This is a genomic window from Devosia sediminis, from assembly GCF_016411825.1.
In the GTDB taxonomy this organism is placed as follows: domain Bacteria; phylum Pseudomonadota; class Alphaproteobacteria; order Rhizobiales; family Devosiaceae; genus Devosia; species Devosia sediminis.
Window position 1 is genome coordinate 1389297 of record NZ_JAEKMH010000001.1, and the last position, 12322, is coordinate 1401618.

The 12322-nt window shown below is 62.8% G+C and carries 20 protein-coding genes; 4 read left to right on the forward strand and 16 right to left on the reverse strand.

The annotated features are described in order from the left end of the window. Positions 1 to 69: 69 nt before the first annotated feature. From JEQ47_RS07190 to JEQ47_RS07255, 14 genes are all read right to left on the reverse strand, one after another. The gene (locus tag JEQ47_RS07190) at positions 70 to 591 is read right to left on the reverse strand and encodes a hypothetical protein (protein ID WP_198875654.1); all 522 of its coding nucleotides are present in this window, start codon (positions 589 to 591) and stop codon (positions 70 to 72) included. Between the two features lies 1 nt (position 592). Next, a complete protein-coding gene (locus JEQ47_RS07195; RefSeq protein WP_328768419.1) occupies positions 593 to 1057 on the reverse strand; it encodes a thermonuclease family protein in 465 nt (154 codons plus the stop codon). A 128-nt stretch (positions 1058 to 1185) separates the two neighbouring features. Then, positions 1186 to 1992, reverse strand: coding sequence for a metallophosphoesterase (locus tag JEQ47_RS07200; RefSeq protein ID WP_198875655.1), 807 nt, complete (start codon positions 1990 to 1992; stop codon positions 1186 to 1188). An 11-nt stretch (positions 1993 to 2003) separates the two neighbouring features. Beyond that, positions 2004 to 2564, reverse strand: coding sequence for a metallophosphoesterase family protein (locus JEQ47_RS07205; RefSeq protein ID WP_198875656.1), 561 nt, complete (start codon positions 2562 to 2564; stop codon positions 2004 to 2006). Between the two features lie 62 nt (positions 2565 to 2626). Further along, a complete protein-coding gene (locus JEQ47_RS07210; protein ID WP_198875657.1) occupies positions 2627 to 3100 on the reverse strand; it encodes a helix-turn-helix domain-containing protein in 474 nt (157 codons plus the stop codon). 262 nt (positions 3101 to 3362) lie between these two features. After that, positions 3363 to 3845: a hypothetical protein gene (locus JEQ47_RS07215; protein WP_198875658.1), complete on the reverse strand. Its 483-nt coding sequence runs from the start codon at positions 3843 to 3845 to the stop codon at positions 3363 to 3365. Further along, positions 3842 to 4588: a hypothetical protein gene (locus JEQ47_RS07220; RefSeq protein ID WP_198875659.1), complete on the reverse strand. Its 747-nt coding sequence runs from the start codon at positions 4586 to 4588 to the stop codon at positions 3842 to 3844. Before JEQ47_RS07220 ends, JEQ47_RS07215 begins: the two co-directional genes overlap by 4 nt. Beyond that, the gene (locus JEQ47_RS07225; protein WP_198875660.1) at positions 4581 to 5204 is read right to left on the reverse strand and encodes a hypothetical protein; all 624 of its coding nucleotides are present in this window, start codon (positions 5202 to 5204) and stop codon (positions 4581 to 4583) included. The genes JEQ47_RS07220 and JEQ47_RS07225 overlap by 8 nt, the downstream gene beginning before the upstream one ends. Further along, entirely contained in the window at positions 5204 to 5740 is a 537-nt protein-coding gene (locus JEQ47_RS07230; protein WP_198875661.1) for a hypothetical protein, read from the reverse strand. The genes JEQ47_RS07225 and JEQ47_RS07230 overlap by 1 nt, the downstream gene beginning before the upstream one ends. Before the next feature lie 177 nt (positions 5741 to 5917). After that, a complete protein-coding gene (locus JEQ47_RS07235; protein ID WP_198875662.1) occupies positions 5918 to 6427 on the reverse strand; it encodes a hypothetical protein in 510 nt (169 codons plus the stop codon). Beyond that, on the reverse strand, positions 6427 to 6939 hold the full coding sequence (locus JEQ47_RS07240) for a hypothetical protein (RefSeq protein WP_198875663.1): 513 nt from the start codon (positions 6937 to 6939) through the stop codon (positions 6427 to 6429). The genes JEQ47_RS07235 and JEQ47_RS07240 overlap by 1 nt, the downstream gene beginning before the upstream one ends. Continuing rightward, positions 6939 to 7151, reverse strand: coding sequence for a hypothetical protein (locus tag JEQ47_RS07245; protein WP_198875664.1), 213 nt, complete (start codon positions 7149 to 7151; stop codon positions 6939 to 6941). The genes JEQ47_RS07240 and JEQ47_RS07245 overlap by 1 nt, the downstream gene beginning before the upstream one ends. After that, positions 7148 to 7714 (reverse strand): hypothetical protein, encoded by a 567-nt coding sequence (locus tag JEQ47_RS07250; RefSeq protein WP_198875665.1) that lies wholly within the window; start codon positions 7712 to 7714, stop codon positions 7148 to 7150. Before JEQ47_RS07250 ends, JEQ47_RS07245 begins: the two co-directional genes overlap by 4 nt. Beyond that, complete coding sequence (locus JEQ47_RS07255) at positions 7714 to 8058, reverse strand: hypothetical protein (RefSeq protein WP_198875666.1); 345 nt, start codon at positions 8056 to 8058, stop codon at positions 7714 to 7716. The genes JEQ47_RS07250 and JEQ47_RS07255 overlap by 1 nt, the downstream gene beginning before the upstream one ends. Before the next feature lie 285 nt (positions 8059 to 8343). On the opposite strand from JEQ47_RS07255, the gene JEQ47_RS07260 reads away from it, so the two are divergent. Further along, positions 8344 to 8826, forward strand: coding sequence for a hypothetical protein (locus JEQ47_RS07260; RefSeq protein WP_198875667.1), 483 nt, complete (start codon positions 8344 to 8346; stop codon positions 8824 to 8826). A gap of 43 nt (positions 8827 to 8869) precedes the next feature. On the opposite strand, the gene JEQ47_RS07265 is transcribed toward JEQ47_RS07260, so the two are convergent. Beyond that, positions 8870 to 9088 carry a hypothetical protein gene (locus tag JEQ47_RS07265; RefSeq protein ID WP_198875668.1) on the reverse strand — a complete coding sequence of 73 codons (219 nt, stop codon included), beginning with the start codon at positions 9086 to 9088 and terminating at the stop codon, positions 8870 to 8872. A 72-nt stretch (positions 9089 to 9160) separates the two neighbouring features. Beyond that, positions 9161 to 9286: a hypothetical protein gene (locus tag JEQ47_RS20930; protein WP_268905704.1), complete on the reverse strand. Its 126-nt coding sequence runs from the start codon at positions 9284 to 9286 to the stop codon at positions 9161 to 9163. A gap of 333 nt (positions 9287 to 9619) precedes the next feature. Between JEQ47_RS20930 and JEQ47_RS07270 the strand changes: the two genes are divergently transcribed. The 3 genes from JEQ47_RS07270 to JEQ47_RS07280 form a co-directional block, all read left to right on the forward strand. Then, on the forward strand, positions 9620 to 9988 hold the full coding sequence (locus JEQ47_RS07270) for a hypothetical protein (RefSeq protein WP_198875669.1): 369 nt from the start codon (positions 9620 to 9622) through the stop codon (positions 9986 to 9988). A 509-nt stretch (positions 9989 to 10497) separates the two neighbouring features. Further along, complete coding sequence (locus tag JEQ47_RS07275; RefSeq protein ID WP_198875670.1) at positions 10498 to 11433, forward strand: tyrosine-type recombinase/integrase; 936 nt, start codon at positions 10498 to 10500, stop codon at positions 11431 to 11433. A gap of 4 nt (positions 11434 to 11437) precedes the next feature. Beyond that, positions 11438 to 12322 (forward strand): IS91 family transposase (locus JEQ47_RS07280; protein ID WP_198875671.1); only part of this gene is annotated, 885 nt, incomplete at its 3' end.

The following is a 12322-nucleotide window of genomic DNA, read 5'->3' on the forward strand; positions in this document are numbered from 1 at the left end:
TCGTCGTGAGAAGGTTGGCCGGTACGCGGACGACGCATCTGTGGCGCGACGAGCTCTATTCGGCGTTAACTAAGCCCGACCCGACTTGATCCGGGCGGTCTGATCGGCGACGGGCTCCCAGAGGTCAAACGAGGTCATGTAGTGACATCCCTGCACTTGATCGGTGTCCAGCACCGGCTCCGGCATCATTGTGAGCAATTGGTAGAGCGCATTGCTCACCATCGCTTGAAACCAAGGCGCCCCTGCCAGCCCAAGCATCCAAGCCAGTGCTCCCCAGAACGACCGCCGAATGATTGACCCTAGAACTTCCCCGAACACGTAGACCCTTTCGCCGTGCAGCACAGCAACCAGTCTGTCGCCAGTCAAGAACGCGATATCGTCGGCTCCAACCTCGAAATTCGAGGACAAGAAACGGATGCTTTCAGCCCGGCCTCTGAGCTTCACGTCATATAGGCCTGCCGATCCCAACCCTTTCTTTAAAGACATGCCCGTCCGCGCGACGGATTCTACTACGACCGCCTCGATATCAAGGCCGTTGGAGGCATCGAGCCGACCATAGACCCCGTTAGGGTAAAGACCGAAACTGATCATTTCAGCACCAGAACTCCCTGCCATTGGGCCACCGTCGCGCCAAGCCCTCGCTGATCAGGATATCGCCCACGTCCTGACCGCCGATGCGGATGGTCGCCAGAGTTCGATCATACCGATCGACGCCATGGGTCTCGACGGAGAAGCTGTTGCCATTCAGCAGCTCGAGCAGACGGGCGCTGGCGCGATGAGCGAGTGCCACCTCGGTCTGACCGCCGCAGATGTCGTTGTAGGGCTCGGGCGTGTCATACGATTCCAGCCGCAGATTCTGTCCCTCGAGCCAGATCGTGTCGCCGTCCACCACACAGGTGTACCGGTTGCTCGAACACATGCGGAAGCTGAGGCGCCACTCCCCGGGAGACGACGCCGCCATCGCAGTCGAGACCGCCGGCGACGCACTCCTGGTCGATGTAGAAGACCCATTGCCGCCGACCATGGCGGCAATGCCACCGATGAGCAGTACGCCCACAACCAACGGGCCTGACCGCATACGGGAGCGGCGCGGTCGGAAAGGGTTTCTCGGCAGCAGCCGTGGCGGGCGTGGTGTGAATCGTCTTCTGGCCATGGCAACAGTATGACCGGCGCTGGCGAGACCGTCTACGGCACCACCGGCCTTGGCGCCGGCTCACCGATCTCGACGACTAAGCCGGGATTGAAGCCGGCTCTGTTCTCGAGGCCGTAGCCCTTCGGATTCGTCATCACTCTTGTGCGGCCGATGGAGTAGTCGAAGCTCTCATGGACATGACCATGATACCAAAGATCGGGCTGATAGCGCCGGATGAGTGGCTCCAAATCGCTGACATAGGCAGCCGTCAGGCTATCGTCGCGATACCGCTCGCCAATGCTGCCTTTCGCCGGCCCATGATGCGTGACGACCACCGTCGCGCCATCAAAGGGCTGCGATAGGACAGACTCTATATATGCCACAGATCGGCGATGGATCTCGCGCGCGTGTGCGGGAATGAAAGGCCTGCTGCTGCTGTCGACCAACCTTATAAGCCTGTGGTCATTCAGCCCAGTTCTGGCGGTGTACATCGCGGCGTCGCGCAGGATCGGATCGCCCAATGGATTGAAAAGGTCATAGTCCGTCCACAGCGTCGCCCCTACGAACCTGACGCCGTCAACGGTCCACGACATGTCATCCAACACCCGAACATCGCCCCAAGCGGCAGCGCGTCCGGCAGCGAGGCGTTCGCTCTCGATGGAGCTTCTATAGAATTCGTGATTGCCCAAGACGCTGATGACACCGCTGCGCGTGTGCGGGGCGACGTTCTCCTGAAGCCATTCGACATGCTCTTTGCCGCCCCGCGCAATGTCGCCGGCGCATAGGGCGACATCGACATCAGGCGGGACGCCGAAATAGTCGACATTGTGGTATTCGACCTCAAGGTGCAGGTCGGACATCAACCAGATCCTCATGGCTTGATCTCGATCGCTTCGACGACGTCACTGTCGTCGCGGAAGTCCAACTTCGGCTGGAGCTCGAGACGCTGCTTGATCTGGGGCCACGTCACCGGAGCATAGCCCATCACATCGACACCCACGTCGATCGACTGAGCCGTCCCCGGGAGTCTCCCGTGGGAATGCCCATAGAGCTGCACGGCACCACGGCGCATGTTTCTCCAAACTCGGAGGCTGTAGTGGCAGAGAACCAGCGTCTGGCCGTCCTCGACGATTTCCGTGAGCTGGTGCTGCGACGCCCACGGCAGCCGCCGCGTCTCGCCTTTGAAATCATGGTTTCCCAGCACCAAGTGCTTGCTGCCATTGAGCATCTCGAATAGCCGGCGCGTCCATTTCGGCGACGCACGGTAGGCGAAATCGCCCAGGTGCCAGACGGTGTCGTCCGGCCCCACGACTGCGTTCCAAGCCTCGACGAGGCCCATGTCGTGCTCGGTGATGTTGGCATATGGCCGATGGCACATGCCGATGACATTGGCATGCCCGAAATGCGTGTCGGCGGTGAAGAAGGTGGTCATCTCTGTCTCCCGGTGATGACCAGCGTATGCAGCACGGTCTAGCAAGGCACACGCGCTTTCTTTCAGGGCGCGGCCACGCTGTCAGGCACTGCGACTGACGGCCCATCCCACGCCCGCTGCCGCCTCTCGCTGCGCGGTGCCTTCGGCCTCACCTCGTCGTCCATGGGCGTGTAGAGAGTGCGGCCAGTCGCCACTTTGCGCAGGCGCAGGTAGCCGAGGACGGCGGGGCCCGGCTGGCGCTTGCCGCTCATCACGTCTGCCAATGCCTGTCTGCTGATGCCGATTGCCCTTGCGAGAGCAGCGTCGGAACCAGCTTTCCGAGAGGCTTGGCGCAGGCGAGTGTCCACGCCGAGGGCATCGAGCATCAGCGGTCCCTGCCGGAGCGATTCCAACCCGCGCCTTAGGACGGATCGTATTTCGTCAGCGGTGTGGATCTTGCCATCGATCTCGATGCCCTGATTGTCGATGTCGGACGCGGCAATGGTGTCGAGCATGCGCTGCGCGAGCTGGAGGGCGCGGGTGGCGGTGGCGGTCATGGGCGCGTCCCCCCGAATACTGGCTTGGTGCCATAAGAAGCGCACATCAGCGTGGGCTCCTCCCCGCACCGAACTCTCCACAAAGACCATTCAGGTCTCCTCCCAGTATAGGGCGACGGCATCGTGAGGCTTGGGCGCACGACTTGATCCAAGCTCTCCATGCTGACGCTGCGGACCGTGAATTGATCAGTCTGAAAGACGAATTCGTCGGGAACCATCAGACGAGCGACAGCGCCTTTGATCCATGCAATCGCGGCGGTGATCATGCTGCGATCCCTTCCTTGGCCATTGCAGCCAACATCTGGGCGGCGGTGGCGTTGAACCCGATGATGTCACCAACATGGGTGACGTGGTCGAAAAGGCTGGCCAGCCGCCCGCCCTTCATGACGACACGATTCAGGTGGCTGTCGCCCCGCAGAGAACGCCGGCATGGGGCCTCCAGGAAGCGGTCCTCGGCGGCCATGGCGAAATGAAAGCAGGGGATCAACCTGTCGGTGGCGCCCTGCCCGCCGATGTACGAGAGATCCCGATAGTGGTCGGGACGGTCGGGCGCGTAGAACGACGGCAGGACCGCAACGACGATGTATCGGCCGTCTTCGGTTGACAGGACGGTCCCCGGCTTCACCAGATCGGGTACCGTGAGGGCCGTGGTCGCGGTCGGCGTCGAGCGAATGTTAGGCAGCCAGTCGCGCGCTGCAGGGGCGGCGAACATGTCGAGCTGGGCGGGATTGGATTTCCGGCTCATATCGCAAAGCCCTCCAAGGCATCCACGTCCTCGGCACTCAGCTTCGGCGCCCTGCCGTAGGGCAGCTTGGCCGCAAGCAAATTTAGCTGCAGTTCGATGACGTAGGGCTCGCCTTCGTCGAGGTCGCCCAGGCTGTCGATGACGAATTGCCTGCAGGTGCCAATGTCGTCGAACCCACCAACGGCAAAGCGGGCCAAGTGGCTGGGAAGCTTCGTCTCGGGCGCATGGGTTGCGATGCGATCGAGCAGCCGGACAATCATGGGCCTGTGCTTCTCGATGTCCTTCAGCCTGGCACGATCGCGCCGCTTCAGCTCCTTCTGCCAGAGCTTGGCGGCGACGATGGCTTCGGCGTCATCGGTGTGAACGCGCACACGGAGCGACCGCTCTTTTCGGCTGCCGCCGATGATCTCGAACATGCGTTCGGTCTCGAGCAGCCGCCAGACGTGCCCTCCGGGGATGCGCTGGACGATACGCACTTCGACGGCCCAGCCAAGGGATTCGCCGACGCGCAGCGCCACGAAGTTGTCGGACCATTCGGGGTGACGTTCGCCCTCGGACGCGATCAGCTCAGAACTGGTGCGCTCGGGCTTGCCGCCGAATCCATGAAGAATCTCGCGGTTGCGGATGGCGTCCGCGCACGGGCCGAGGTCATAGCGCTGGTGGCCGCGGCGCGAGGCGATGTCGATGACATTGAGCGGCGTGTAGTCGTAGAGCGGTTTGCCGGCCAAAATGATCTTAGCCATCGATGGGCTCCTTCAGCGCGGAAGCGAAAATGTCGGGCGGGTTCAGCCAGAGGTCGATGAGCTGCGGCGATCGCGTCGTGACCATCTTCCAGATGATCTCGTCGGCCACTATCAGCGGCAGGCCGTGCTCCAGCTCGATCCGGTCGGACACCGGCTCCGGCATCACATAGCGCGGCAGCGGCGAAAGGCTGGTGTCATCGAGGCGGTTGCGGAATGCGCGCATGGCCGCTTCGGTCTCGAAATAGAGGCCCATGCGTCGGCCGTGAGGGACCGCGAACATCGTGACCCTGTCTTCGGTGTCGACGGCGAAGAAGACGTCGTCGGGTGAGACCGGTTTGTTATAGATCTCATCGATCTGCCGGCGCACCTGATCCATGGCATTGCTCAGCTTGGCGACGAGATCATCGCGCTTGTGCTCAGCAGCGACATACTCATTGAACCTAGAGGTCTGGGCGCGGATCATGGTGCCCAGACCGTGGTTCATCGCGGCAGCCTCAGCGGATTTGGCGAAGCCGTGGAAGGTCTCGTTGTCGGAAAGCAGCTCCGACAACGAGGGGGTTGTGCCGGGCCAAGGCTGACCGAGATGGAGGTTTTGGAAGCGGTGTGTCGGGACCATTACGCTGCCTCCTCGCCGTCGAAGTTCTGAGTGAACGGCGTCGCCTGCAGGTCCACCATCGCCTGCAAAAAAAACTGCAGGTCGCTGGTGGGGATGACGATGTGCTTCTCTTCGGGGCTGCCGACGCCGATGGCGAAGGTAAGCCGGCGAAGCGACGGATCGCAGAAGTCCTGCACGTAGACCTCGAACTCCCGCTGCGCCCCATCGCGTCCTGCAGGCTGACCGCAGGCGAAAATGGTGGTCCGCTTCGAGAAGTTCTTGTCGGGCATCGGCGTGGCGTCGACAGGCTGGCTTTCGCGGGCCCTGATGTAGGCATCTGCCAGCGACTTGCCCTTTGCCAACGCGCCATGGATAAAGGCTTCCATGCCGGCTTCGTGGTCGGTGGTCCGGTTCACGAACGTGAAGTCGATCCCGTGTGTGAAGAAGGGGCCGCGGGTGGGTCGGCAGACGATCGAAACCAAGCAGTGCACCTCAAGCCCATCCGCTAGAACGTTGATCGGGCCGAGGCTGGTGTCGCTGTGAATGTACTTGTTCATGGTGTCCCTCCAAGGACGACAGCTGTGACGAATGCCGCCGCTGTGACCAGCCCCGCCGCCGCGGCGATACGGGGGGCGATGCCGGTCATGACGACCGGCTCCATGCGACGATGGCGCTGGCGATGAGCATGCCGGCGACGGCGAGGGTGGTGATGGCGACGATGGTGTTGGGGCGGGTCATGACGACACCATCCAATCCGCCGGCAGCGGGTAAAAGTCGGCGAGGCGCTCGGTCTGATTGCGATAGTGCTCGACGATCAGCCGGCCCACAGCGATTGCACGGTCGCGATCGATGCTCAGCATGGCCGCGCACCAGTGCCCCTTCGACGAGACTTCCGGGCCCCACCCGAGATTGTTCAAGTTCTCGGCGCGGTCACCGTCGAGCCGGGTCATCGTGCGGACGACGTGCTCGACATGATGCGCCGGCCAATCGACGCCGCCCTCGACCTTGAGCGCGTCCATTTTGATCAGCTTGATCTTGGTCTTGCGGATCAATGCGGACAGCTGGCGACCTTCATTGACCGTAAGGGGGCGCTCTATGGCGACGAGCCCACGCACCTTCTTCTTGTCAGCTGTGAACGCGCCCCAGGTATCGAGCATGTCCTGCGCCTCGGTGCGGATCTCCTCGGGGGTGCGGGGCACGAACTGGCGACGCGGACGGTCGCCGAAATCGAGAGCGGTCTGCATCACGCATACTCCTCGCGGAAAAAGGTCTTGGCGCCGTACGCCACGCCCGGCGGCAGCTTAGTCACCCTGCCGGCGGCGATGGCCTCGTCGCGCAGGCGGTTCATCTCGGCGCGGTCACGGTCGGACAGCGGCTTCTGCTTGCCGAACATGCCCTTCATGGATTCGCGGATCGCCTTGTCTTTCGGTCGCGGCTGGGGGACCCGCACATGCAGCTGGATGCAGTGCCGCTCGCAGAAGCTGCGGATGGTAGTGTCGCTGCAGCCCAGTTCGCGACTAATGGCCCAAGCGGACACATTCATGGCCGCGAGGGCTTCTATCCGGTCGCGCTGGCTCTCAAGACGAGCGCGCACATCATGGTAGGTGCCACCGATCTTGATGCCGGCGCGGGCGAATGCGCCGGCGATCGTGCCCTTGGTGGTGCCGAGGTCGCGGGCGATCTGGCTCATGGAGCGGTGATCGGGACGCTTCATCTCTGCGCGCAGCTCTTCGATGATGGATTTCGAGAGTGCCATCAGCGTACTCCCTTCCAAGCGCGATCAAGGTCAGCCAAGTGGTCATCGAGAAGGAGGTCGCCCAGCCAGCGGAAGATCATGTCGTCGACTGCCTTGGCTTCGCGGTCCTGCTCGATTTCGCGCAGGGCATTGGTGACGGCGACAGAACGGTCGCCGGCGGCGTGGCGGGCCAGCCAGTACGGCTCGTCGGCAAGGGTCGCGGGCGCCATCATTTTGCGCCTCCGAGGCCGTGGCCGGGCTTCAGGCCAAAGACGTAATCGGGGAAGCCGAAGCGGCCCTTGCGGCGCGAGCGCTCAAGGTGACGGCCCTCGCGGATGGCGCGGGCAGTGAGGCCTTCGCGCTGCAGGGCCGTGTGGACAGCCGAAGCGGTCACGCCGGCTTCCGCAGCGATATCCCGGGGATGCTCGCCGGCCTCGATGCGCCGAACGATCTCGCGGACGACCGGGAGCTTGCGATGAGCACCCCGTTCGCGCGGGAACCGGAAATGGTCCCGGACTTCGATGCCCGCGCGTTCGCAAGCGCGATAGACAGCGGTGGTGGTGACGCCGTGCGCGGCGGCAATGGTCTTGGGATGCTCGCCGGCTTCGAGGCGGACGACGATCTCTGCCACGGGCGGCAGCTTGCGCGGGCCACCACGGCGACCACGGCTGAGGCCATGGTGGCGAAGCAGTTCATACACCTGCCCGCGCCCGAGCCCGGTGATGGCGGCGATGTCCTTGTGGGTGGCGCCGGCTTCGAGGCAGGCCTGCAGAAAGGCCTTGGTGATCTTTTCCATCAGCGTGCCCTCGCGGCCAGCTTGGCGATGGCGATGCCTTCGGGCGAGCGGTCATTGATCGCAGGCGCCTTCGCGACCGTCCGCAGCATGTCGTACGCAGAGATCAGCGCTGCTAATCCCGGGTATTCGATATGGGGGCGTGCTGACGCCTTGAGCAGCAATTCCGCAAGCAACACCGGCGATGTCTGCTTGTACTGCCAGCCCATCTGCTCGCGGATACCCTCAGCGATCAGCTCAGCAGCGGCGACGACGGCGTCCTTATGGATGGTGATGAGAGGGGCTTCACCCGGTTTCAGGGCGAGTTTGTCCGTGGCGCTCTGAGGCGCGTTTTTCGCGTTTTTCATCTGGGTCGTTCCCGGTGTCAGTCTGTGCTGCTCAAAACCCGTTCGGGGATTGACAGCGTGATTCGAGGCTCACCTGGAATGCGGTTAGCCACAAGATAATTTTCACGGCCAGCGACAAAACATCTGTAGTTAGAAGGGCTACGCTACACTTCGGAAAAATCGAGGCCCAATTTTAAAGGCCGAGGTCGTAAATTGAGAATTGTACTCAACAATATCACATTTTCGTGAGGCATGGTCTCTTGCTGGCCAGATGGGCATGTTTCGGCATCTGAAGGAGACCCAACGATGCTGAAACAGATACTGAGATCGATTCGCGCCATGCTTGCCGCCCTGCCCCGATTCGTGACCGAGCGAGTGTGGGATGGCCTGAGATGGGTGAGCAGGCTGGTGGCCGTGCCGGCACCGGCGCTGGAGCCTGATCCTGTCGACGAAGACAGGCAGGCGCTGGCTGCGGAAGAAGCTGCTCACATCGATGCGCTGCGGACAGTCGCAGCCCATCTTGCTGCCGATGGCATGCCGCCGGAAGCGGCCCTGGATGCATTGCGTGAATTCGATATCGCTTGGCTCACGGCGATGGATCGACCGATGCTTTGCCGGATTGCAACGGCGAGCGATGCCGCCCTGCAGTCACATATTCGTCGAACGGAGAACATGCGTGGCGTGCTTGCGCATGACAAAGTCGCCGTGACCGAATATCGGGCAGCCCGGCGCCGGCGAGAAGAGCTCGAGGACGAGGAAGCCGGGCTGACACCGGCTCTGGTGATGTAGAGAGGGGGCCTCGCGGCCCCCTAATCATTTCTGGCGATGGTGATCAATGCCGGGTCAGATAGTCCAGAATCGCTGCACGGTGGCGAGCGGTCCGCTCGGCTACCAGTTGCCTGTTCTGCCGGCGAGCGGCGCCAAGCTGGCGATATGCGCGACCGGTCTCTGCGGCCTGCCGATCGATCACGGCCTGTGCCTCGGCGACGGTGCGGCGCAGATTGGCGGCAGATGCTTGAATGACGGCGACCGTTTCCCAGCTATCGATCATGATGTGAGCTCCTTGGTTATGCCGGTGATAACACCGATTCACCAGGATAGTCCGGAGGGGATGGCCAGCATTTTACGCATCGGCCTCACGCGCCTTGGCGGGATCACTCGGGATGCGCTTCCGCTCATCGTATTCAGCCTTGGCGCTCATCGCCTCATTCAACTCGCGCAGGCTTGGCACCGCGCGCAGTTTGCTCATGCTGATCTCGACATAGCTCCATGCCCGCCCCCTGCCCCTCTCGGGCACGGCTGGCCTCGCGTCGACGACCTGGCCGTCGATCGGGTCTCGCAAGTCACGGACAGCCGGGGTGATCAGCTGCTCATAGATTCGGCTTGACGATGTCCGCGGTAACTCGCCGGCCTACATCGCGGACCCACCGATCATAACGCGCGCCGCAATTCACTGCCCTTCTTGAGCGTAGCTATTGTGGCCCTATACCACCAGCCGCCGCCCCGGGACATGTCCATGGAAATGGCGTTGTGCCTTGCTAAAGCGGCGACCATTTTCGGTACATCAAGTCGGAGGCTGATCATGCCCAGAACCATCGCCGAAATTCGTCGCCATGACAGGGAGCGCAAGCGCGCCCAGCGAGCCGCAGCGGCGGCTGCTGGCGTTCCTAGCTCGGCGCAGGTGAGCATCGCCATCGTAGAGGCCCTGTCTTTCGCTGCAGCTTCTGGTGTCAACATTGAAACGGCGCGCGTCGGTGGCGAGCCGGCGATCACGATGGCGTCGATCCTGAGCGCAGCACATGTTGTACTGGTCAGTCGGCTAGGGTTCGATGCCGCTGCGTCGACCGCGGCCCTGTTAAAAGCATTAGCGCCGAGACCCGAACATCGCTGGCCGAGCTTTGTGCCGACGCATGCTTTGATGCCGACAGCCCCAGCCGGTACCGAGGCTTAATTGTCTGGGCATGAACCGGTCGAGATCGACCATGCGCCATCAATGGCGACTCGTCAGGCTAGAAGGCGATCCTCGGACGCGTCCACCTTGTACATGGAGACAACCCCGTTACTTCCTCAGGACGCGTCCAGTCCCGAAAGCACTTGCGTCAAAGGTGGCTTCTATGACCGTCACAAAGGCGCGTGCCATGAATGTCTAGACTGAGAGCCGCAAGTGATCAATTGCAGGAATTCTGTATCTCTACAACAGCCAAACTGGCAGTCGCTCAGCCCGCCCCTGCCCTGGACCACTACGCGATAACCTTCACTTATCGAGTAGTGCAATTCGATTGGGATGGCGCGATGCAACTAAAGTGAAGCTAGGAACACCAAGCTTCACTTCGCCTCTTCGGAGGGCATCGCTGGAGGCAGAATCGCGCCCCATGCACGAACCCGCTCCGCGGGAGGGCGTGCGCGGCTGGTTCAGCGTGATCGTTTAGGTCTTTGAGCGGCTGAGGTTACAGTCGGACCATGGAGTTTCTTTCAACGAGAGGAACTCCCCATGGTTACGTCACCCACCATTCACCGGTGTCGCCGCTCCGCAAACGCATGCAGCAGGACATGCTGATGCGCGGCCTGGGCGTCCACACCCAGCACGATTATGTGCGTCACGTCCGGCGCTTTGCCGCCTTCTTAGGGCAGAGCCCTGATGTGGCCACGGCAGACGATCTCCGCCGCTACCAGCTCTTTCAGCATGAGAACGGCGTCAGCCCCTCCACGATCAACGGTGCCGTCTCGGCTCTGCGCTTCCTGTTCGACGTGACGCTGAAGCGGCGGGATCTGTCGCGGGCCCTGGTGATCACCCGCTATCAGCGCCAACTGCCTGACGTGCTCAGCATCGAGGAGGCGGCCCGGCTGCTCGAGGCGGCACCAGGCATCAAGTATAAGGCCGCGCTCGGGGTTGCCTATGGCGCGGGCCTGCGCGTCTCTGAGGTCGCGCACCTCAAGGTCGACGATATCGACAGCGCCCGCATGTTGATCCGGATCGAACAGGGAAAAGGCCGCAAGGATCGCAACGCCATGCTCTCGCCCCAGCTGCTGGAGCTGCTGCGGCTGTGGTGGCGGGAGGGCAAGAAGCGGGGCGTCATGCTGCCCCATGGCTGGCTATTTCCGGGGCGCTCGCGCACCGATCCGATCTCATCACGGCAATTGCATCGCGCGGTGCGGGAGGCGGCCGAGGTCGCCGGCATCCGCAAACGGGTCAGCCCGCATACCCTGCGGCACAGCTTCGCCACCCATCTGCTGGAGCAGGATGTCGATATCCGGGTCATCCAGGTGCTGCTCGGGCACTCCAAGCTCGAGACGACCGCGCTCTACACCAAGGTCTCGACCCGCACGATCCAGGCGGTGGCCAGTCCCCTCGACCGGCTGATGGCCCTGATGGAGGACAAGCCTCCGCCCACCTGAGCCAGTGCGCCACACCATCGAGGTCGCCGATATCTTCCGGGCTGCCGGCCCCGCCTATCGCGCGGCCCATGCCGGGCATCTGAGCCTGAGCCAGCTCAAGGTCATGTCAGCGATCGAGGCTTGTCGCACCGCCGCTCTGGGTGGCCACGTCGAAGCCTGTTCCGACTGCGGGTATCAGCGGATCGCCTACAACTCCTGTCGCAACCGGCACTGTCCGCGGTGCCAGGGCGCGGCAGCACGCACATGGTTGGAGGCCCAGGAGGCCAATCTCCTGCCGGTCGGGTACTTCCACGTCGTGTTCACGCTACCCGCCCAGGTTGCCGACATTGCCTTCCACAACAAGGCGCTGGTCTATGACCTGCTGTTCAAGGCGGCATCCGAGACCATGCTGACCATCGCGGCCGATCCAAAACATCTGGGCGTCCGCATCGGCATTACCGCCGTGCTCCACACCTGGGGCTCGGCCATGACCCACCATCCCCACATCCACATGATCGTGCCCGGTGGCGGCCTCACACAGGATGGGCGGTGGATCTCGTCGCGCCCGGCCTTCCTGCTGCCGGTGCGGGTGCTCGGCGCGCTGTTCCGCCGCCTGTTCCTCACCCGGCTGCTTGATCTGCATAATGCCGGAAAGCTCGTCTTCTTCGGCACGCTGGTGGGGCTCAGCGACCGCCGGACCTTCATCCGTCACCTTACACCGGTCCGCAAGAAGCGCTGGGTGGTCTATGCCAAAGCGCCCTTTGCCGGGCCTGAGGCGGTGCTCGCCTATCTCTCGCGCTATACCCATCGCGTCGCGATCTCGAACAGCCGCCTCATCGCCTTCGACGGCAATGAGGTCGCCTTCCGCTACAAGAACTATCGCTGCTCCGGCGCCGAAAGGCAGCAGGTC